This is a genomic window from Mesorhizobium maamorense (assembly GCF_044998965.1).
Taxonomy (GTDB): domain Bacteria; phylum Pseudomonadota; class Alphaproteobacteria; order Rhizobiales; family Rhizobiaceae; genus Mesorhizobium.
In genome coordinates this window covers 1467302-1488142 of record NZ_CP173356.1, presented here as the reverse complement: position 1 = coordinate 1488142, position 20841 = coordinate 1467302, and the positions used below count along the sequence as shown (strand labels likewise).

Here is a 20841-nt window from a genome sequence, read left to right as displayed (position 1 = left end):
GGGTCAACAGGCCAAAATCGATTGGCCAGCAAAAATAGGCCAATCTTGTCATCTCGCGGGCTACGCCGCGCCGCTCCTTGCTTCGCCCGGGAGCCGACGGTCGCTTTCGGGCGACATGCATCAGTTCTCGTGAAAATGGTTGTAAACCAGTCTGGCCACCTGCTCGGAAATGCCGTCGACCTTTACCAGGTCCTCGATTGCCGCGCGACCGACCGCCTTGGCGGTGCCGAAATGCATCAGCAGCGCCCGTTTGCGGCTGGGGCCGATGCCGCCGATCTCGTCGAGCGGGCTCTTGACCATCTCCTTCTTGCGGCGGGCCCGGTGCGAGCCGATGGCGAAACGGTGAACCTCGTCGCGTAGGCGCTGGACAAAATAGAGCACCGGGTCGCGTACCGGCAGCGAAAACGAGTCCCTGCCCTTGACGAAGAAGCGCTCGCGTCCCGCGTCGCGGTCCTGGCCCTTGGCGATGCCGATGGCCACGACCCGGTCCTCGATGCCGAGATCGGCGAGGATCTTGCGCACGGCGCTCATCTGGCCCTGGCCGCCATCGATCAGGATGACGTCGGGCCAGGCAGGGAAGCCGCCCGACATGTCGCCCTCATCGCTGTCCGCCTCGCCTGCCGCGGCATCGTCGGGCGTCACATCGCCATGCTCCTTGAGCAATCGTGAAAACCGCCGCTCCATCACTTCGCGCATCATGCCGAAATCGTCGCCGGGCGTGATCTCGGTCGAGCGGATATTGAATTTCCGGTACTGGTTCTTCACAAAACCTTCCGGCCCGGCGACGACCATGGCGCCGACGGCGTTGGTGCCCATGATGTGCGAATTGTCGTAGACCTCGATGCGCACCGGCGGCTTTTCGAGCCCGAAGGTCTCGGCGAAGCCGGCGAGCAACCTGGCCTGCGTCGAGGTTTCGGCCAGCCGACGGCCGAGCGCCTCGCGGGCATTTTGCAACGCGTTGTCGGTCAGGTCCTTCTTCTCGCCGCGCTGCGGCACCGAGATCGATACTTTGCGGCCGGCGCGGGTCGAGAGCGCCTCGGCCAACAGTTCCTGGTCCTCCACGGCGTGCGACAGCAGAATGGCCTGCGGCGTCGGCTTGTCGTCGTAGAACTGCGCCAGGAAAGAGCCCAGCACCTCTGCGCCTTCCAGCGCCGGATCGGCCTCCGGGAAATAGGCGCGGTTGCCCCAGTTCTGGCCGGTGCGGAAGAAGAACACCTGGATGCAGACCTGGCCGCCCTCCTGATGGATGGCGAAGACATCGGCCTCGTCGACGGTCTGCGGATTGATGCCCTGGTGGCTCTGCACGTGCGAGAGTGCCGCCAGCCGGTCTCGATAGATGGCGGCGCGCTCGAAATCGAGGTCTTGCGAGGCCTGCTGCATGGCGGCCGAAATCTCGGTCTTCACCTTCTGGCTGCGGCCGGAAAGGAAATCCTTCGCCTCGGCGACCAGTTCGGCATAGTCGCTATGCGAGATCTCGCTGGTGCACGGACCGGCGCAGCGCTTGATCTGATACAGCAGGCAAGGCCGCGTGCGGTTCTCGTAGAAGGAGTTGGTGCAACTCCTCAGGAGGAAGGCGCGCTGCAAGGAATTGATGGTGCGGCCGACCGCGCCCGCGGAAGCGAAGGGGCCGAAATAATCACCTTTGCGCGAACGCGCGCCGCGATGCTTGTAGATGCCGGGCGAGACATGGTCGCCGGTCAAGAGGATGTAGGGAAACGACTTGTCGTCGCGCATCAGCACGTTGAAACGTGGCCGCAGCCGCTTGATGAGGTTGGCCTCCAACAGCAGCGCCTCGATCTCGGTGCGAGTGACGACGAACTCCATCGTCGCGGTCTCGCGCACCATGCGGCCGATGCGGTTGGTGTGGAAGCGGCCTTGCGCGTAATTGGTGACGCGCTTCTTCAGGCTGCGAGCCTTGCCGACATAGAGCACGTCGCCATTGGCATTCATCATGCGGTAGACGCCCGGCGCATTGGGCAGCCGCTTGACCAGCGTCTGGATCACTTCGGCGCCGACCATACCGTCGGCATCGCCGGCATGCGGCGTCCAGTCGATGGCGGTGAAGGCGACGTCCGGGCCGGCCGGTTCGACGATCTCCTCCGCCGCCTCGTCCTCGACGTCGATTTCGGGAGGCAGATCGTCGGCGCCGCCACGCATCTTGTGTTTCTGCTCTGCGGGACTCATTCCGTCATGCCTGTCACATCAGGTGTGCGCCATGCAAGATGCTGGCCGCCATCAAGCGCGATCATCTGCCCGGTAACCGAGCGGGCTTCCCAGAGATAGCGGATTGTGGCGCCGAATTCCGGCAATTGCGGGCCGCGTTTCAAAATGAGACCGGCGAGTTGCGCGGCAAAGTCACTGTCGTCCTGGTGCGCGTTCTTCAAGGTCGGGCCGGGACCGATGGCATTGACGCGGATACGCGGGCCGAGCGCCTGCGCCATCATCTGGGTTGCCGTCCACAAGGCGGACTTCGACAGCGCATAGGAGAAGTAGCGCGGCGTCGGCCGCCAGACACGTTGGTCGATCATGTTGACGATCAGCCCCTCCCGCCCGTCCGGCAGGGCCCGGGCAAGTTCTGCGCCAACAGCGCCGGGGTCTTCACATGAATGGCGAAGTGGCGGTCCCAGCCCTGCCAGTCGAAATCAAGAACCGAATCGTCCTCGAACAGCGAAGCGTTGTTGACCAGCAGCGAGATCGGCCCGAGCGCGGCTTCGGCGCGGCCGACCAGGTCGCCGACCTCGGCCATGTCGGTCAGATCGGCGGCGACCACGGCGGCGTGGCCGCCGGCGCGGTTGATCCGCTGGGCAAGCGCATCCGCGTCATCGCGCGAGCGGTTGCAGTGAATGGCGACGGCAAAACCGTGGGCGGCGAGATCCTCGACAATCGCGCTACCGATCCGTTTTGCCCCGCCCGTCACCAGCGCCGCGGTGGCTTTGCTCATCTGTTGTCAATCCTCGGTTTCGGCGCAAAGGAGGGCGCCGGCAAATTATGGCCCGCCACCGGTTAAATGGCGTTCGCACCTGCGGCAGCATTGTGGCGAAACGGCCGGTTCGGCATCTCGAGCCGGCCCCGCAATGAGCCAGCCTCGAAACAATATAGGGGGCCGGACTCCTTGCACCAAGCCGCGTGCGGCGCGGCACGACCCATCTGCTGACATTTCGCTGTTGCGAAGATGCAACGTCAAGTTTCTGCCTCATTCGCGCCGGGGAATGACCCAAGTTCAGGTTCGCTTCAGCCGCATTTCGACACGACATTTGGAACCGACGAACGCCAGATCCGTTTCACCCCCCGGACGGGTTGATGGGCGATCGTAAGAACAAGCCTGTGTCCTGTGGCTTAAGGAGTAACAACAATGCAAGCCAATCTCAAATTCGCACGGCCGTTGGCCGTAGCGCTCGGGCTCTTCGCCCTCGGTGGAACTGCCTATGCCGCCGATGTGGTCCAGGAAGAGCCGCCGGCACCTGCCCCGGTCGCCGAACTGCCCGTCGCGTCCTGGGCCGGCCCCTATGCCGGTCTTAATCTTGGCTATGGCTTCAGTGGCCGTACCAAGGAAAAGGATTTCGACGTTGAGACCGATACCAAGGGTTTCATCGGCAGCGTCTTCGGCGGCTATCAGTGGCAGCAGGAGAACTTCGTCTACGGCGGTGAAGCCGAACTCGGCTACAACGGCGTCAAGGGCGACGACAATGGCATCGACTCCAAGGCCGGCTTCGAAGGCTCGCTGCGTGCCCGTCTCGGCTACGCTGTGACCCCGGAAATCCTGCTCTACGGCACCGGTGGTCTCGCCGGCAGGAGCCTGAAGGTGGAGGACAGCGTCCTCGGCGCCAGCGACCGCGCCACCATGATCGGCTGGACCGCCGGTCTTGGTACCGACATCAAGCTGACCGACAATGTGTTCGGCCGCGTCGAATACCGCTACACCGACTTCGGCAGCAAGGACTTCGATGGCATCGGCAAGGTCAAGGCCACCGACAACCGCGTCACCTTCGGCGTCGGTATGAAGTTCTAAGTCGTTCAAGCCACGACACGAAGAAGCCGGGCCTCGCGCCCGGCTTTTTTATTGTCGGCCGCTCACGCGGGAACGCAGGGTTTCAGGTCCGGGAATTTCTCATCGAAGCGCGCGGCCCAGCGGACCAGCCGGTTGCGGCCTTTTTCCCATTTCCCGGCGAAACGCAGCGCCAGGTAGCCAAGGCAGGCGCGCAGCGCCATCTGGCCGGCGGTGATCTTCTTCGGCAGTTTCGGCGGATTGGCGTTGAGTAGATCGAGCGCGGCGGTGATCTTCGCCCACTGGCGATCGAGCCAGGGCTGGTAGACCATCTCCTCGGGCCGCGTGCGGCGCTCATAAACCATCGACAGCGCACAGTCGCAGATGCCGTCCGCCAACGCTTCCAGCACTTCCGCTTCCAGCCGCTTGTCGGGATTGCGCGGAAACAGCGCGCTCTTCGACATCCGGTTGAGCTGCTGGGTGATGGCTCGGCTGTCGTGGATCGAGCGGCCGTCGTCGAGCACCAGCACGGGGATCTTGCCCAGCGGATTGGCGCCGATCAGTTCGGCCGGCTTTTCTTCGGTTTTGACAGGCGCCAGGTCGACGGCGATGCCGGCATAAAGGGCCGCCATTCGCACCTTGGAACTATAGGGGGACGTGGAGGCGTAAAGCAGCTTCGGCATGATCGGGTTCCTGTTGGCAGCCCGTCACTGTTGACCGGGCGCCCTTCCCCGCGCAACAGCCAGAAGCGGAAAAACCAGCCGCCAGCAGCCGGCGACCACTCCTGCATGCCTTGGTCTCTTGTACGCCTTGATCAGGATGCGCCGCATGATGACGGCGGCAAACTCCGACAGGCCGACAAGACCAACGATCGTCCCGTCGCCGCGTGATGGCGCGGGCAACAAAAGCCCACCGGACTTCGCCCTGCGGCGAAGTCCTGGGAGCTGCGAAAGATATCTGGCGTCCGCCCCTCTCGTTGCGCCCCAATGCCAGAGCAGAGGGCGCGAGGCCTCAACGGCACCTGCCCTCATTTCTGCCGACACGGTCCCCGGCGCGAAGAAACGTGACTATTTCTTCGCGGCCTTCGCCGGCGCTGCTTTCTTGGCGGCTGGCGCCGCCTTCTTCACCGGTGCCGAAGACTTCGCCGCGGCAGCCTTGGCCGGAGCCTTGGCAGGGGCTGCCTTCTTTGCAGCGGGCTTGGCCGCGGCCTTGGCAGCCGGCTTCCTGGCCGGAGCGGCTTTCTTTGCCGGAGCGGCCTTCTTGGCCGGTGCAGCCTTCTTTGCGGATGCGGCGCTGGCCTTGGCGGGCGCTGCCTTCTTCGCCGCCGGTTTCGCGGCGGCCTTGGCTGCCGGCTTCTTGGCCGGTGCCGCCTTTGCCTTCGGCGCTGCCGCCTTCGGCTTGGCAGCGGGTGCTGCTTTCTTGACTGCGGTCGCGGCTTTCGCCGCCGCCGCTTTTACAGGTGCTTTCTTTGCCGGTGCCTTGGATGCCGGCGCTTTTGATGACTGCTTAGCCATGCGATGCCCCTTGCGTTATGCCGACGACCGTTAATGGCCCGGCGTGTCATGCTTATCTGACTCGCGCCTCGCTAGCCAGCGAAGCAATGATATGATTTTCTCAGCTTAAATTTTCGTTGCGATCGACACATGATCACACTCATCATCGCAAAAATATGGCGTTATCTTCCGATATCGCCAGCAATTTGGCATCGACATTCTCGATGCGCTGCGTGGGCGCGCCTGCCATGAAGCTGCAAAGATCAGCAAGCAGCTTCACGCATTGATCTTCGGCCGCGAATATCATGAGCTGCGGCTTATAGAGAATGATCATCTTTTGCAGGCGACCGGTCCCTTCGGATTACAAGTGCAATGCGATGCGCCGATCTGGAGATCACCTTGTCAAGCCTGGCTTCATCACTGAATTGACAGATTACTCTGCATGCCAGAGTATTCTGGCAAGTGTGTTCGATGTCGTTCACAAAGGCGAATGGTTAGTACTGCCCGAGGCTGCAGAGCCGTAGGGTGACAGCTCAAGGTCCGCAGCATTGGAGCCATTGATGAGTGCCGACGACATCATCCATCAGAGTACACGGCTCAGGATCATGGCCGCCCTGAACACGCTGGAAAGACGCGAGGCGCTGGAGTTCACGCAGCTGAAGGCCATGATCGAAACCACCGACGGAAATCTCGGCGCGCATCTCGATACGCTGGCCAAAGCGGGCTACGTCGATGTTGAAAAGCTTTTCGTCGGGCGGCGGCCGCGGACACGGATCAGAGCAACGACGATCGGGCGGCGCGCTTTTCGCGGTCACATTGCCTTTCTTCGAAAGATCATCGGTGAAGCCGAGGCGACGCGAGGCAGGAAATAGCACTGCGATTGGCAAACATTGTCGGCGCGTGCCGCGCGGCACATATTTTCGTCAGGGCCGATACCCCGAGTCGCAGAAAAGGCCCGCGGCTTAGGCCGCAGGCACCAACAAATCGACTGGAAACCGCCCGCTAGCGCAGGATGCGGCAGCGGCCGTTGTAGACCATCCAGCGGTCGAAGCCCGAGACGCAGAATTCGACATTGTCGCCGATCGAGGCAAAGCCCTGGCCTTCCTCGATCAGGTACCAGATGGCGCGGTCGCGGCCATCCGACAGGGCGACCGTGGCGCCGCAATAGCGCCGGCCGATCGGCCATTCCTCGCTGGCCGGCAAGTAGCGGTGCTGGTGGATGCGGTGGAAATCGGTGATCGCGACATCCGGCAGGTGCGGGACGTGCCGCACCTGATAGGAGAAGCGGCTGGTGATCTTGTTCAGCACCCAGGCTTCGCCGCAAATGCCGCTGTCCTCGTCAGAATAGACGGCAAGATCGGCGGCTTGCGCCGCCTGGGTGAAGCCAAGCGATGTGCCAAACGGCGTGCAGAGCGAGATCAGGGCGGCAAGGGCGGAGCGGGCGAAGCGAGTCATGGCAGCCTCTCAAGGTCGATTGCGCGCACTGTGCGGGATTCGCCGGGCGGCGGTCAAGCGATTGCATTGACAATGGTTTCCAGGGCGTGGCCGCCGGCTTTGGCCGCCGGCCATCAGCCGGGGCGCGCCGCCAGCAGCAGCCCGCCGATAACGGCGATGTTGACCAGGAAGGCGGACCTCAGCGCCTGCCTTTCCGGCCCGTGATGGCGTCAGAAGGGCAGGACGAGCAGGTTCGCCGCCACCGTGAACAGGATGAGCGCGCCGGCGGCATAGGGCACCGCGGCGCCGATGGCGAGGCAGAAGCCGGCCACCAATTCCAGCGGAGCGGAGCCGGGCCGGCCGCAGACCCGCTTTAACTGTTTGTCTTGGCGCATCTGTAAGGACGCCGCTCGCAGCCTGCATCCCGCTGCTACTCCCCTGCCAGCCAGTTCAGCGTCCAGTGGGCCGGCTTTTCCAAGACCAGCAATTTGTGCAGGGCCGGCAGGAGAATGCGCAATTCACCTTCCAGCGTGAAGGGCGGGTTGGCCACGACTAGGCCGCTGCCGTCGAGGCTGGGCGCTTGCGACGCGGGCCGGATTTCGAATTCGATGTCGAGCAATTTCGGAACGCCGGTTTCCTTCAGCGCCTTGCGGAAGCCAATCACCGCCTTGCGGTCCTTGATCGGATACCACAGCGCATAGATGCCGCCCGGCCAGCGCTTGTACGCCTTCGCCAGCCCGTCGACGAGGCGGCCGAACTCGCCCTCTTCCTCGAAGGGCGGATCGATCAGCACCAGTCCGCGCTTTTCCTTCGGCGGCAGGTGCGCGCCGAGCGCCAGCCAGCCGTCGAGCTCGATCACCCTTGTCTGGAAATCGCCGGCGAATTCCGTCTTCAGCTTCGCGACATCCTTCGGGTGCAGCTCGATCGCCGATAGCCGGTCCTGCTTGCGCAGAAGGTGCCGCGCGACCAGCGGCGAGCCTGGATATTTTTTCAATTGACCGTCTGCGTTGCACGCACGCACCGCGTCGAGATAGGGCGCGAGCAGCATTGCGGCCTGGGCTTCGGGCGCGGCATCGACCAGCCGGCCGATGCCGCCTTGCCATTCGCCGGTCTTCTGCGCCTCGGGCGAGGACAGATCGTAGCGGCCGATGCCTGCATGAGTGTCGATGACGCGGAACGCCTTGTCCTTCTGCTTCAGATATTCAAGCAGCCGCGTCAGCACGACGTGCTTGAGGACGTCGGCAAAATTTCCGGCGTGATAGGCGTGGCGATAGTTCATGTGGAACCCCTGCCCCAACGTGGCGGCGGTGGCTGTGAATTCGGATTTTGCGGCCGGCCGCCGGCAGAACGCAAGGACAGCAGGAAGCCGATCAAGCCGATCGCCATCAGCGCGAAGCCAACCGGTCGCGCACGGCTGTCGGTCTCGCCCACACCGGAGCGCAAGACAAGATCGACCACGCGTATCGGGATGTCGTCGGCGTCGCCGGGACCGACGGTGAAGACATAGGGGCCGGGGCCGACGGTCCGGATCACGCCAGCCTCATCGCGGAAGATCTTGTCGGGCAGTTGCGGGCTCGCCTGACGCGGATTGTCGGAATGATTGAACTGAAGCGTCGAGGCAAGCACCGTGCGGCCGCCGGAGGCGGCTGTCAGCGTCAGCACCGTGCGCTGCTGCGAAACGATGCGCTCGGCCCTCGCGGTCAAGTCGACCAGCACCCTGACCGGCGCATCGCGCGCGGCAAGCGGCACTGTGACCTGCCTGAAGCGGCCACCCTCATAGACCCGCCAGCTGCCGATCTGGTGACCGGAGAAATTGGTCATCGCCCATGGATAGATGGCGCCGACGCTGATGCCGGCGAGCAGGATCAACAGGAACAGAAAGCGCATTCAGGGAATCACCTTGTAATCGGACGTTGCCGGACAATTAGCCTCCATTGGCGCTGTCGCGCAGGCGCTCCATTTCGTCCAATAGCATGTCGAGGCCGAGTTCGAATGTCTTGTCGAAACCGCCAGTGCCGAAATAGGTCCCGGCCGCCATGACACTGGGGAAATCCTTCGCCAGTTGCTCGTCGTCGACGGTGGTCACCGCCGACGGGCCCTTGGCGTAGCCCGCGGTCTCGTCGAGGATCGCGCCCATGAGATAATAGCTGGCGGTGCGAAACAGCCTGGCGCTGAGTTCCGGGCCGAAACCGCCAGCCTCGAACAGGCCGATGACGCCGTTCAGCATCGCAAGGCAAGGCGGCGAATTCATCCGGTAGACGACAAGGAATGGCGCAAAGGCCGGGTGCTCCCTCGCAACACGGCGAAACTCATGCATGACCATCCGAATCCTGTCGCGCCACGGCATGCTGTCGTCGGGGATAACCATCCCGCTGACCTGGCGATCGACCAACGCCTCATAGAGGTGCGCTTGCGAGGGGAAGTGATGATAAATGCTCATCGCCTCGCAGCCGAGCACGGCGGCGAGCTTGCGCATCGAAAAACCGGAAAGGCCCTCCTTCTCGATCACCTCGAAAGCGGCATCCTCGATCATCTCGCGGGACAGCCGTCCGCGTGCTCGCTTTTTTTGATCGATGAGTCCATGGCCGCGCTTGACAACTTACAGCGTAAGGTTCATTTTTCACTCATCTTACACAGTAAGGCTAACAAAGACCAGAGGAGGAAAACATGTCACACCATCGCATTGCCAAATCCGTGCATTCGTCCCTCCATCGTGCGTTGGCTCTAACCGCCGTGGCCTGCGTCCTCGCCGCGGCCCCTGCCTATGCCGACGACTACGATGCAACCATAAAGGACATCCAGTCGACCATGGGCGGCGTGCCGAGCTTTGTGAAGCAACTTCCCAAAGCCGGTCTGCCCGGCGCCTGGGCCGAGGTCAAGGCCATCGAACTCAGCGACAAGACGGCGCTGCCGCCAAAGGTAAAGTCATTGATCTCGCTGGCAGTGGCGGCGCAGATCCCGTGCAACTACTGCATCTGGTCGGACACGCAAAACGCCAAGCGCGCCGGCGCTACCGATGAGGAAATCCAGGAGGCGGTGGCGATGGCGGCGCTGACCCGCCATTGGAGCACCATCTTCAATGGCATGCAGGTCGATTTCGACACGTTCAAGAAGGAAACGGGCGGGCAGTGAAACGACACCCGCGGTGGTCCGCGCCTGCGGGCCACCGCAGAACTGCCCTCATCCGACAGCCATCATCTTCGCCTTCGATTGTCATCCAGCGGGAAATGCCGCATTGAAAGTGCAATCGCAAAGCATGGACGAGGCCGCAAATGGCGCCGGTCAAGGTCGACCCCGACAAGGTGCACGAATTCGAGGACGCCGAGAGCTTTTATACTTGGCTCGGTGAACATCATGACAGGGAAACCGAGGTCTGGATCAAAATCCACAAGACCGGCTCGGGACTGAAGTCGATCTCGGCAAAGGAGGCGATCGAGGTCGTGCTGTGCTGGGGCTGGATCGACGCGGTGCGCAAGGGGCTCGACGACAAGAGCTTCCTGCAGCGTTACACGCCGAGGACGAAGAAAAGCATCTGGAGCCAGATCAACATCGACAATGTCGCCCGGCTGATCGACGACGGCCGGATGACGCGGCATGGGCTCGCCGAGGTCGAAGCCGCCAAGGCCGATGGCCGCTGGGCGCGTGCCTATGCCAGCGGCAAGGACATGAAAATTCCCGATGACCTGCAGGCCGCGATCGATGCCGAGCCAGAGGCTCGGCAAATGCTCGAAAAACTCAGCGCGCAGAACCGCTTCGCGCTCGCCTTCCGTATCCACAACATGAAGACCGAAGCCGGGCGCAGGAAGAAGATCGAGACTTTTGTCGAGATGCTCAAGCGCGGCGAGACGATCCATCCGCAGGGGAAGAAGTAAGGCTGCTCATGTACGAGCGACAGGTTTCTTCCGGCTCGATGATCGCGATCCACATTATCGACAAGGCAGCGATCAACCGCCGCTGACGTCCTCAAGCCTTGCGTTCCCAGCGGCGATCGGGCGTCTGCTGCCAATACGTCACCGCGTGGCCGGCGTCTTTCATCGTCTTCCAGTGCCCGCGGGCGGCCTCGACCTGGGCCGCATCGTGGCCGTCGAACAGGAACACGGCGCGCTCGTAGCCGCCAAGGTCCGGCGGCGCAGCGCCGTCCACCAGGAAGCGTATCTGCGCCGCGTTCGGGTTGCCTTCGCCGGTGGTCAAAAGGATCGGCTGCTCGGCGGGATGGGCTTCGCGGTCGGTGGCGTGCGCGAGGAAAGAATCGTCACGGAACGTCCACAGATGCTGGTCGAGCGCGTCGCGCCGCTCCTCGGTGCCGGTCTGCACCACGGCGCGCCAGCCGCGATCGACGCTGCGCTCAAGGAGGCCGGGCAGCGCATCCTCCAGCGTCGATTCAGTCAGGTGATAAAACAGCACGTCGGCCATGGGTCCCGATCAGCTCTCGTAGTGGTCGCGCACGAGCCGGTCGAGCAGCCGCACGCCAAAGCCGGAACCCCAGGACTGGTTGATTTCGTTCGACAGCGCCCCCATGGCGGTGCCTGCGATGTCGAGATGGGCCCAGGGCGTGTCCTTGACGAAGCGCTGCAAGAACTGCGCGGCGATGATGGCGCCGCCATAGCGGCCGCCGATGTTCTTCATGTCGGCATTCTTGGAATCGATCAGCTTGTCATATTCAGGACCGAGCGGCATGCGCCACAGCCGCTCCTGCGTCGACTGCCCGGCTGTCGCCAGGCGTTCCGCCAGTTCGTCATTGTTGGAGAACAGGCCGGCATAGTGCTGGCCGAGCGCGACCATGATCGCGCCGGTCAACGTCGCCAAATTGACCATGAACTTCGGCTGAAAGCGGTCATTGCAGTACCAGAGCGCGTCGGCCAGCACGAGGCGCCCCTCCGCATCGGTGTTGAGCACCTCGATGGTCTGGCCCGACATCGAGGTAACGATGTCGCCGGGACGCTGCGCATGGCCGTCGACGGCGTTTTCCACCAGCCCGATGATGCCGACGACATTGGCCTTCGCCTTGCGGGCGGCGAGCGCATGCATCAGTCCGGTCACCGCCGCGGCGCCGCCCATATCGCCCTTCATGTCCTCCATGCCGGATGCCGGTTTCATCGAATTGCCGCCGGTGTCGAAGGTGACGCCCTTGCCGATGAAGGCGACCGGGCTGTCCTTGGCCTTGCCGCCGTTCCACTGCATGACGGCCATGCGGGCGCCGCGCGGCGAGCCCTGCGCGACTCCGAGCAGCGACCCCATGCCGAGTTTCTTCATTTCCTTCTCGGCCAGGATCTCGACCTTGACGCCGAGGGCCTCCAGTTCCTTGGCGCGGGCGGCAAACTCGACAGGTCCCAGGACGTTCGCCGGCTCGTTGACGAGGTCACGCGCCAAAAGCACGCCGTCGATCACCGCCTCGGTCTCGGCGAAGGCCTTCTTCGCGCCCGCCGGATCGGCGGTGTGGATGGTTATCTTGGCCGGCTTTTTCGGCTCGGCCTTGTCGCCTTGGCCATCGTCCTTGTCTTTCCTGGTCTTGTACTTGTCGAAGGAATAGCTGCGCAGAAGAATACCCGCGGCAAGGCTGGCCGCCTGCGCACCGCTTGACGAGGCGCCGACCACGTCGAGCACCACCGCCACGTCCGTCGCCTTGCGCAGCGACCCCGCGATGGTGCCTCCAAGCTTCGTCCAGGCGTATTCGTCGAGCCCGGATACCTTGCCGACGCCGATCGCGACCAGCCTGTCGAGCGAGCTTGCCTGCGGCGTCAGCACTTCCATCACGCTGGCGAACTTGGCCGTGAATTCGGCCACAGGGAAGGCCCGTTCCAGCGTCTTGCCGGGATCATACGCCGCGGCGGTTTCGCTCAGGCCGCCATCATCCGCCGCTAGCACGAAGACCGTCCCCTTCCTGTTCGCGGCGGTCTGCGGCGCGGCGAATTTTGCGAAGGCGATCGAGGGTCTCTGGTTCATCATGTCCTGCTTTCGGGGAATGCGCGGCTCGCGCGAAGCGGTTGGAAGCGATCCGCGACATTTGGTCGTTTTCCGGCATTTGGCAAGACTTTGCCAAACGGGCTCCCCATATGGCACATGAATCGACGGCGATTCGTCGCGGCACGGCTCCGCTTTTTGGCCGCAACCTGTTGTTAACCATCGATGTTCGCCCTTTCTTATCCAATCCCGCCGACACTCCGGCCCAACGTGGCGAGCGATGTGGGACGGGAACCGGATCGTCTGCCTGACAGAGCCCGACGCAGCCAGTTGTGCGGGCGTCGCCGGACGGCTACCCTTATCCGGTGGCATGATGCCGTTCGAGAAAATTGAGAAAAGCCTTCATGAAGGTCGTTGAACGCTACATCATGCGCCGCGCTTTCGTGGTCTTTATTGCAGCGCTGGCCTGGACGCTGGCCATTGTTTGGACGACGCAAGTGCTGGCCAAGATCGACCTCGTCACCGACAGCGGCCAGTCGGCGCTGACCTTCTTCGAGGTTGCGGCCCTCATTCTTCCCTCGATCATTCCGATCGTGGTGCCCTTCGCGCTCGTCGTGGCGGTTGCCCAGACGCTCAGCGTCATGAATTCGGATTCGGAGCTTGCCGTCGTCAACGCAGCGGGCGCCTCGCGCTGGACCATTGTGCGGCCGATCATGATTCTCGCGGCCGCGGCCAGCGTCTTTTCCTTCGCCGTCGACAATGGCATCGACCCCTATGCGCGCCAGAAGAACCGGATGCTGGTGGCGGAGTCACGCGCGGATCTTCTGTCGCTGATCATCCAGGAGGGCACATTCCGCAAGATCGATGACGGGCTGTTCCTGCAGATAGGCGAGCGGCTTCCCGACAACCGGCTGGGCGGCATCTTCGTCGCGGATTCGCGCGAGGAAGGCGTCAACCTCGTCTACTATGCCAAGACCGGCAGCATCGTCGAACGCGGCGGCGAAAAGGTGCTGATGATGAATGACGGCGTCATCCATCGAAAGACGCTGACCGGCGACCTCTCGGTCATCCGCTTCACCTCTTACGCCTTCGACATGTCGGCCTTCATGGCGGCAGCGTCGGAGGTGACGCTGATGCCAAAAGACCAGACGACCCAGTACCTGCTCAACCCGAGTGCCAACGACAAGGTCTATCAGCAGCGCCCGAACGAATACCGGGCGGAGGTCGACCAGCGGTTCTCGGAATGGCTCTATTCCATGGTTTTCGCCCTGATCGCACTCGCGGTCGCCGGAGACGCACGCTCGCATCGCGAGGCGCGCGTCAATCCGCTGATCACGGCCATCGCGATATCGCTGTTCGTGCGCTGGCTGGGCTTTTTCGCCGCCAGCAAGGCCGATGAGGTTCCGCAATATGCGTATATGGTCTACGGCGTGCCCATCGTGTCGTCGGCGGTGGCAATCTGGTTCATCGCATCCAACCGGACGATGGAACTGCCAGTGGCCTGGGCAGATTGGCTGACGAATCTCGCCAGCCGGATGGCTGAAGCCTGGAATGCCGTCAAGCTGCGCCTGTCCAGGCGCAGCGCCTCGGGCCAGGGGGTCAGTTGATGGGCTGGACGCTGGGACGCTACTTCTTCTTCCGCTATGTCACGATTACCGTGTGGTTCTTCATCGGCCTGCTTGCGCTGGTGTTCCTGATCGATTTCACCGAGCTTTCCGGCCGCACGACCGGCCTGCCCGGCTTCACCTATGGAACGGCGCTGGCCATTTCCGGACTCAGGATGCCGATGATCATGCTGCAGACCGTGCCGTTTGTCGGTCTCTTCTCGGCGATGGCGACGCTGGTCTCGCTCAACCGCAGGTATGAACTGGTCATAGCGCGCTCAGCCGGCGTTTCGGCCTGGCAGTTCCTTCTGCCGTGCTGCATCGGAGCGCTGTTGTTCGGCGTCCTGTCGGTCGGTCTCATCAACCCGCTCGCAGCGCACGCCTTTTCCTGGTCCGAACAGATCGAAACCCAGTTGCGCTCGGGCAAGTCGAATACGGTGTCGGCCGACGCCGCGCCCTGGATCCGGCAGAAAACCAGCTCCGGAGACACCATCATCGGAGCGCGCGCCATCCTTAATCAGGGCCTGGAGATGGCTGACGCTGTCTTTTTCATCCTCGACCCGCAAGGCGATATCGTCGAGCGCAAGGATGCCGCGCGCGCCTATCTGCGGGACGGCTACTGGGAATTGCAGGACGTCAAGACCTTCAGGAACGGCACCATCCAGCCTGCGGCAAACGATCGCGTGCCGACCAATCTGAAGCCCGAATTCGTGCAGGAGCGGCTGGCGCGCCCGGAGACCATTCCATTCTACGATCTGCCGGGAAAAATCGAGGTTGCCCGTTCTTTCGGTCTCAAGGCAAATGCCTTTGCCATGCAGTTCGATTCGCTGGTGGCGTTGCCGTTCCTGCTCGTCGCCATGACGCTGATTGCGGCAACAGTTTCAATGCGATTTGCGAGGATGGGGCAATCGGCAACGATGATTCTGGGTGGCGTCGTTGCCGGGTTTCTGCTTTATGTCGTTTCGGTGCTGGTGAAGGCATTCGGCGTGGCGGGGTTCGTGCCGACTGTCGTAGCTGCCTGGGTGCCGGTCGTGGTAGCTATGTTCTTCGGGGTGACTTTCCTGCTATACAAGGAAGACGGCTAGTGAGGGAGGCCTTTTTGCCCAGTAACAGGCAGGCCGGTTTGGCGCGCCTTTATGCGGCGACCGCCTTGGCATGCCTGTTTGCATGCGCGGTTCCGCTGCCTGCGATCGCGCAGGATGTCGGCGACATGGCGACCAAGGTGCCGTCCGGCTCGCAGATGCTACTGGCGGCCGATACGCTGGTCTATAACAACGACAATCAGACCGTGACCGCCGTCGGCGGCGTGCAGATCGACTATGGCGGCAACCGACTTGTCGCGCAGAAGGTCGAGTACAACCGCAACACCAAGCGCATGGTCGCAAGCGGCAATGTCGAGGTGATCAACAGCGACGGCACCAAGATCAATTCGGATCATATCGACATCACCGACGACTTCGCCGACGGTTTCGTCAACGCGCTCCGCGTCGAAACCATCGACAAGGCCTATTTCGCCGCCGAAAGCGCCGAACGCATGGGCGGCGTGCTGACCACCTTCCACAATGGCGTCTACACTGCCTGCGAACCGTGCGAGGACAAGCCCGACAAGGCGCCGACCTGGCGTGTGAAGGCCAGGAAGATCATCTGGAACGGCGAAAAGAAGACGGTCCGCTTCGAGAACGCGAATTTCGAATTCTTCGGCTTCCCGCTCGCCTACCTGCCGGCGTTCGAGATCGCCGACCCGACGGTGAAGCGCAAGAGCGGCTTCCTGATCCCCGGCATCGTCTTCAAAAGCGATCTGGGCGTGGGGGTAAAGGTCCCCTATTATTTCGCGCTCTCGCCGACCTACGACCTGACCGTCACCGGCACCGGCTTTACCAAGCAGGGCTTTCTCGGTGAGGCCGAGTGGCGCCAGCGCTTCAACAATGGCGAATACAGCCTGAAGATCGCGGGGATTCAGCAGCGAGACCCCGATGCCTTCATCGACGCCGCCGGCCGCAATATCGATTCGGGCGAGGCCGGCGATCCCAACAAATTCCGCGGCATGATGGGCACGCAAGGCCAGTTCGCCATCAATTCGCGCTGGAATTTCGGCTGGGACGTGCTGCTGCAGACCGACAAGAACTTCTCGAACACCTACGCCATCGACAAATACAACGGGTCCGTTCACCAGTCGTCCGTTTACCTGACGGGGCTCGACGGCCGTAATTATTTCGACCTGCGCGCCATGCATTTCGAGGTGCAGGAAAACACACTCGACAGCAGCATCGCTGCGCGAAGCGGCCAGCAGCCCTGGGTGCTGCCCTCGCTCGACTATGCCTACATTCCGGATACATCGGTCGCAGGCGGCCAGTTGTCGTTCAACGTCAATTCGCGCGTCATTCGCCGCGATGACCTCGACGAGACCTATTTCACCCCTTACGACCCCAATTCAGGCACCCAACGTGTGCGCGGGATCGAGGGCGAATCCGGCCGGCTCACCGCCCAAGCCGAGTGGAAGCGGTCATTTGTCACCGATGACGGGTTGGTGCTGACACCCTTGCTGGCGCTGCAGGGCGACGTCGACTATGTCAACGCGTCATCAGCTTCACTCGCGGCCGTCAACCACATGGCGACGAATTTGGGCGAGCAGGATGATATGCGCTCGTCTTTCGCCCGCTATATGGCAACCGCCGGACTCGAGATGAGCTGGCCGCTGCTGTTTTCCATGGCCAGCGGCTCCAGTCATGTGTTCGAGCCGATGGCGCAGGTGTTCCTGCGTCCGAACGAACAATATGTCGGCGGCCTGGCTGTGCCGAACGAAGATGCCCAGAGCATGGTCTTCGACGCGAGCACCCTGTTCGAGCGCGACAAGTTCTCCGGCTATGACCGCATCGAAGGCGGCTCGCGCGCCAATGTGGGCCTTCGCTATTCCGGTTCCTACATCAACGGCTGGGGCACCAACGCCATCTTCGGCCAGTCCTACCAGATCGGCGGCGAGAACTCCTTCGACGCGCCGGACCTGGTCAATGTCGGCGCCTATTCGGGCCTCGAAAACACCAAGTCGGACTATGTCGGCCTGTTTGGCGTCAGCAGCCCGAACGGGTTCGCCGCCTCGGTCAGCGGCCGTTTCGACGAGCAGAGCTTCGAGGTTCGCCGCGCCGAGGTAAAGGCCGCCTATTCCGGCCTACCGGTGTCGCTGAGCGCCAAATACGCCTTCATCCAGGCTCAGCCGCTCTATGGTTTCACCACCGACCGCCACGAGGTCACGCTCGGCGCGTCCACGCATCTTGCCGAGAACTGGCGCGTGTTCGGAACGGGAACCTATGACCTCGAGGAAAGCCTGCTGGTCAAGGACGGGGTCGGTTTCGCCTACAATGATTCCTGCTTCACCTATCTGATGACGTACTCGCAGTCGCGCGACCTGAACACCAGGGAGGTGACGCAGAGCATCGGCTTCAACCTGTCGTTCCGCACCCTCGGCGATTTCGGATCGTCGAGCAGCGCCTTCGATACCACCCAGTAGCCCGCGACATCGTTTCGCCGCATAGGGCTGGCAGGGACTTCACAAACCCCGAAGAAGGATGAAGTTGGGCGGGACCGGGATAGAATTGGGATGTTTGCGATGAGGAAATACCTCTTTTCAGCAGGGTTGGCGCTGCTTGTGGCGGCGACATCCGTGTCGATGACCGTCATCACGCCGCCGGCTTTCGCCAGCGAGATCAAGTACGTCGTCAACGACATACCGATCACCAGCGGCGACATCGCGCATCGCGCCGCCTTCCTCAAGCTGCAGCGCAAGAAGGGCGACGCCGGCCAGGAAATGATCGATCAGACCTTGCGCATGGCCGAAGCCAGACGGCTTGGGATTCACATCAGCGACGCGCAGGTCGAGGCCGCGTACCAGCGCTTTGCCTCGAGCAACAAGATGCAGCTCAGCCAGCTCGACGGCGTCATGGAAAAGTCTGGAGTCAGCAAGGGCCATTTCAAGGAGTTCATCCGCGCCCAGATGGCCTGGAATCAGGCCTTGAGCGCGCGGTACCGTTCCGGCGAGGGCGGCAGCGTGACCGAGCAGGACGCCGTCAGGCGCATGCTCGACAAGGGCGGCTCCAAGCCGAGCGCCACTGAATACATGCTCCAGCAGGTCATCTTCGTCGTGCCGGCCGCCGAACGCAGCGCGACGCTGGGCAAGCGCAAGCGCGAAGCCGACGCCATGCGTGCCCGCTTCAACGGCTGCAACACGACGCGCCAGTTCGCCAAGGGCCTGATCGACGTCACGGTTCGCGATCTCGGCCGGGTGCTGGCGCCGCAACTGCCGCCGGACTGGGCCGAGCAGATCAAGGCCACCAAGGTTGGCGGCGCCACGCCTACCCGCCAAACGGAGCGCGGTGTCGAGTTCATCGGCATCTGTTCGTCGCGCGAGGTGTCCGACGACAAGGTCGCCCAGATGGTGTTCCAGAGCGAAGGCTCCAACGACAAGGCGGCCGACGATCTCAGCAAGAAATATGTCGACGAGCTGAAGGCAAAAGCCCGCATCGTCAAGCGCTGAGGTGGACAGGGCGATGCGCGCGCTGGCGTTGAGCGTCGGCGATCCTTCCGGCATCGGGCCGGAAATCGCGATTGCCGCGTTTCTGGCGCGTACAGCCGCGGCCCTTCCGCCCTTCTATCTCCTCGCCGATCCCGCGCTGATCGCCTCGCGGGCGCGCCGCCTCGGCGTTTCGCTGCCTATCGAGGAAACGACGCCAGCGCAGGCAACCGAGGTCTTTGGCCACGCACTGCCGGTCGTTACGCTGGCTGCCCGCTTCATCGACAGCCCCGGCCAGCCGGACCCGGCCAATGCGGCGGGCATCATCGAAGCGATCGATCGGGCGGTGGCCGCTAGCCTCGCCGGCGACGCCGCGGCCGTCGTCACCTGCCCGATCGCCAAGAAGCCGCTCTACGACGCCGGCTTCCGCTTTCCCGGCCACACCGAATATCTGGCGTATCTGGCGGCGCGGCACAGCGGCGTGGAAGCGATGCCGGTGATGATGCTGGCAGGCCCCGACCTGCGCACCGTTCCCGTCACCATTCACATCGCGCTGGCCGAAGTGCCGAAGGCGCTGACCACCGACCTGATCCTCGCCACGACGCGGGTCACCGCCGCCGACCTCAGGGACCGCTTTGGCATCGCCAACCCACGGCTCGCCATCGCCGGCCTCAACCCCCATGCGGGCGAGGATGGCTCCATGGGCCTGGAGGACCAGCGCATCATCAGACCGGCGATCGAGATCCTGCGAGCCGAAGGCATCGACGCGTTCGGGCCGTTGCCCGCGGATACCTTGTTCCATGCCCGGGGCCGGGCCGGCTACGACGTGGCGCTGTGCATGTATCACGACCAGGCGCTGATACCGGCCAAGGCGCTGGCCTTCGACGAGGCGGTCAATGTCACGCTCGGCCTGCCCTTCATCCGCACCTCGCCCGACCACGGCACCGCCTTCGATATCGCCGGCAAGGGCATTGCCCGGCCCGACAGCCTGATGGCGGCGCTGCGGCTTGCACGGCAGCTGGCCGACACCGACGCCAAATTTGTCACGCAATGAGGCTCAACCCATGAGCATGGATGGGCTGCCGCCGCTGCGCGAGGTCATCGAGCGCCACGGTTTGCAGGCAAAGAAGGCGCTCGGCCAGAATTTTCTGTTCGACCTCAACCTGACCGGCAAGATAGCGCGCGCCGCCGGCAGCCTGGCGGAGACGACCGTAATCGAGGTCGGCCCCGGCCCTGGCGGGTTGACAAGGGCCCTGCTTTTCACCGGCGCGCGCAAGGTCGTCGCCATCGAGCGCGACGAACGCTGCCTGGCGGCCCTCGCCGAGATATCGGCCCATTATCCCGGCCGGCTGGAGGTCGTTTCCGGCGACGCTCTGAAGATCGACTTCCCGACGCTTGCCGCGACCGCCGGTGACGGCGGGCCGGTCAGGATCGTTGCCAACCTGCCCTACAACATCGGCACGGAACTGCTGGTCCGCTGGCTGACCGTCGCGGACTGGCCTCCCTTCTATGCCTCGATGACCCTGATGTTCCAGCGCGAGGTGGCCGAGCGGATCGTCGCCGCGCCTGGCAGCGAGGCCTATGGCAGGCTCGGCGTGCTGGCGGGGTGGCGCACGCAGGCCAGGATAGCGTTCGACGTGCCACCCCAGGCGTTCACACCGCCGCCCAAGGTGACCTCCTCCGTCGTGCATCTCGAGCCGCGCGCGAAACCGCTATACGCCGACGTGAAAAAACTCGGTCGCGTCACGGAAGCCGCCTTCGGCCAGCGCCGAAAGATGCTGCGGCAGAGCGTTAAGAGCCTCGGCGGCGAAGCCCTGCTCGAACGCGCCGGGATCGACCCGACCCGGCGCGCCGAGACGCTCGATGTCGAGGAGTTCGTGCGGCTGACCAATGCGGTGTAGCACCGCCGGCCGTGGAGGG

21 protein-coding genes and 1 pseudogene are annotated in these 20841 nt (G+C 63.3%); 10 read left to right on the top strand and 12 right to left on the bottom strand.

What is annotated here, in order from left to right; genetic code table 11:
* Positions 1-120: 120 nt before the first annotated feature.
* Together uvrC and ACIU1A_RS07520 are read right to left on the bottom strand one after the other, a co-directional pair.
* Positions 121-2184 (bottom strand): excinuclease ABC subunit UvrC, encoded by a 2064-nt coding sequence (gene uvrC / locus ACIU1A_RS07525; RefSeq protein ID WP_404926997.1) that lies wholly within the window; start codon positions 2182-2184, stop codon positions 121-123.
* Positions 2181-2941: pseudogene (locus tag ACIU1A_RS07520) on the bottom strand (SDR family oxidoreductase). Before ACIU1A_RS07520 ends, uvrC begins: the two are co-directional and overlap by 4 nt.
* Positions 2942-3352: 411 nt before the next feature.
* Between ACIU1A_RS07520 and ACIU1A_RS07515 the strand changes: the two are divergent.
* Entirely contained in the window at positions 3353-4009 is a 657-nt protein-coding gene (locus ACIU1A_RS07515; protein ID WP_140494406.1) for an outer membrane protein, read from the top strand.
* A 62-nt stretch (positions 4010-4071) separates the two neighbouring features.
* Here the strand turns inward: ACIU1A_RS07515 and ACIU1A_RS07510 are convergent, their stop codons facing one another.
* The 3 genes from ACIU1A_RS07510 to ACIU1A_RS07500 all read right to left on the bottom strand — a co-directional run bounded on the left by ACIU1A_RS07510 (position 4072) and on the right by ACIU1A_RS07500 (position 5812).
* Positions 4072-4668, bottom strand: coding sequence for a glutathione S-transferase family protein (locus ACIU1A_RS07510; protein WP_140624566.1), 597 nt, complete (start codon positions 4666-4668; stop codon positions 4072-4074).
* A gap of 384 nt (positions 4669-5052) precedes the next feature.
* The gene (locus ACIU1A_RS07505) at positions 5053-5499 is read right to left on the bottom strand and encodes a histone (protein ID WP_140520634.1); all 447 of its coding nucleotides are present in this window, start codon (positions 5497-5499) and stop codon (positions 5053-5055) included.
* Between the two features lie 142 nt (positions 5500-5641).
* Positions 5642-5812 (bottom strand): hypothetical protein, encoded by a 171-nt coding sequence (locus ACIU1A_RS07500; protein ID WP_404926996.1) that lies wholly within the window; start codon positions 5810-5812, stop codon positions 5642-5644.
* A gap of 226 nt (positions 5813-6038) precedes the next feature.
* On the opposite strand from ACIU1A_RS07500, the gene ACIU1A_RS07495 reads away from it, so the two are divergent.
* A complete protein-coding gene (locus ACIU1A_RS07495) occupies positions 6039-6350 on the top strand; it encodes a transcriptional regulator (RefSeq protein WP_404926995.1) in 312 nt (103 codons plus the stop codon).
* Positions 6351-6480: 130 nt separating this feature from the next.
* Here the strand turns inward: ACIU1A_RS07495 and ACIU1A_RS07490 are convergent, their stop codons facing one another.
* The 5 genes from ACIU1A_RS07490 to ACIU1A_RS07470 all read right to left on the bottom strand — a co-directional run bounded on the left by ACIU1A_RS07490 (position 6481) and on the right by ACIU1A_RS07470 (position 9445).
* Positions 6481-6933 carry a hypothetical protein gene (locus ACIU1A_RS07490; RefSeq protein WP_140494414.1) on the bottom strand — a complete coding sequence of 151 codons (453 nt, stop codon included), beginning with the start codon at positions 6931-6933 and terminating at the stop codon, positions 6481-6483.
* Between the two features lie 209 nt (positions 6934-7142).
* A complete protein-coding gene (locus ACIU1A_RS07485; protein WP_404926994.1) occupies positions 7143-7307 on the bottom strand; it encodes a hypothetical protein in 165 nt (54 codons plus the stop codon).
* 35 nt (positions 7308-7342) lie between these two features.
* Positions 7343-8191, bottom strand: a complete 849-nt coding sequence (locus tag ACIU1A_RS07480) for a 23S rRNA (adenine(2030)-N(6))-methyltransferase RlmJ (protein WP_404926993.1) — start codon at positions 8189-8191, stop codon at positions 7343-7345.
* Positions 8188-8799, bottom strand: coding sequence for a hypothetical protein (locus tag ACIU1A_RS07475; RefSeq protein ID WP_140818889.1), 612 nt, complete (start codon positions 8797-8799; stop codon positions 8188-8190). Before ACIU1A_RS07475 ends, ACIU1A_RS07480 begins: the two co-directional genes overlap by 4 nt.
* Positions 8800-8836: 37 nt before the next feature.
* Positions 8837-9445, bottom strand: a complete 609-nt coding sequence (locus ACIU1A_RS07470) for a TetR/AcrR family transcriptional regulator (RefSeq protein ID WP_246671778.1) — start codon at positions 9443-9445, stop codon at positions 8837-8839.
* A gap of 134 nt (positions 9446-9579) precedes the next feature.
* On the opposite strand from ACIU1A_RS07470, the gene ACIU1A_RS07465 reads away from it, so the two are divergent.
* Positions 9580-10044 carry a carboxymuconolactone decarboxylase family protein gene (locus tag ACIU1A_RS07465; protein WP_404926992.1) on the top strand — a complete coding sequence of 155 codons (465 nt, stop codon included), beginning with the start codon at positions 9580-9582 and terminating at the stop codon, positions 10042-10044.
* A gap of 140 nt (positions 10045-10184) precedes the next feature.
* The gene (locus ACIU1A_RS07460; RefSeq protein WP_140520638.1) at positions 10185-10784 is read left to right on the top strand and encodes a YdeI family protein; all 600 of its coding nucleotides are present in this window, start codon (positions 10185-10187) and stop codon (positions 10782-10784) included.
* A 91-nt stretch (positions 10785-10875) separates the two neighbouring features.
* On the opposite strand, the gene ACIU1A_RS07455 is transcribed toward ACIU1A_RS07460, so the two are convergent.
* Complete coding sequence (locus ACIU1A_RS07455) at positions 10876-11325, bottom strand: DNA polymerase III subunit chi (RefSeq protein WP_140494426.1); 450 nt, start codon at positions 11323-11325, stop codon at positions 10876-10878.
* 9 nt (positions 11326-11334) lie between these two features.
* A complete protein-coding gene (locus tag ACIU1A_RS07450) occupies positions 11335-12855 on the bottom strand; it encodes a leucyl aminopeptidase (protein WP_404927873.1) in 1521 nt (506 codons plus the stop codon).
* Positions 12856-13217: 362 nt separating this feature from the next.
* Between ACIU1A_RS07450 and lptF the strand changes: the two genes are divergently transcribed.
* The 6 genes from lptF to rsmA all read left to right on the top strand — a co-directional run bounded on the left by lptF (position 13218) and on the right by rsmA (position 20822).
* On the top strand, positions 13218-14420 hold the full coding sequence (gene lptF / locus ACIU1A_RS07445) for an LPS export ABC transporter permease LptF (RefSeq protein WP_404926991.1): 1203 nt from the start codon (positions 13218-13220) through the stop codon (positions 14418-14420).
* Complete coding sequence (gene lptG / locus ACIU1A_RS07440; RefSeq protein ID WP_181165175.1) at positions 14417-15502, top strand: LPS export ABC transporter permease LptG; 1086 nt, start codon at positions 14417-14419, stop codon at positions 15500-15502. Before lptF ends, lptG begins: the two co-directional genes overlap by 4 nt.
* Positions 15502-17922 carry an LPS-assembly protein LptD gene (locus ACIU1A_RS07435; protein ID WP_404926990.1) on the top strand — a complete coding sequence of 807 codons (2421 nt, stop codon included), beginning with the start codon at positions 15502-15504 and terminating at the stop codon, positions 17920-17922. The genes lptG and ACIU1A_RS07435 overlap by 1 nt, the downstream gene beginning before the upstream one ends.
* Positions 17923-18012: 90 nt before the next feature.
* On the top strand, positions 18013-18945 hold the full coding sequence (locus ACIU1A_RS07430; RefSeq protein WP_181167198.1) for a peptidylprolyl isomerase: 933 nt from the start codon (positions 18013-18015) through the stop codon (positions 18943-18945).
* A gap of 13 nt (positions 18946-18958) precedes the next feature.
* Entirely contained in the window at positions 18959-19975 is a 1017-nt protein-coding gene (gene pdxA / locus ACIU1A_RS07425; RefSeq protein ID WP_404926989.1) for a 4-hydroxythreonine-4-phosphate dehydrogenase PdxA, read from the top strand.
* Positions 19976-19985: 10 nt separating this feature from the next.
* Positions 19986-20822 carry a 16S rRNA (adenine(1518)-N(6)/adenine(1519)-N(6))-dimethyltransferase RsmA gene (rsmA, locus tag ACIU1A_RS07420; protein WP_140565058.1) on the top strand — a complete coding sequence of 279 codons (837 nt, stop codon included), beginning with the start codon at positions 19986-19988 and terminating at the stop codon, positions 20820-20822.
* Positions 20823-20841 lie beyond the last annotated feature (19 nt).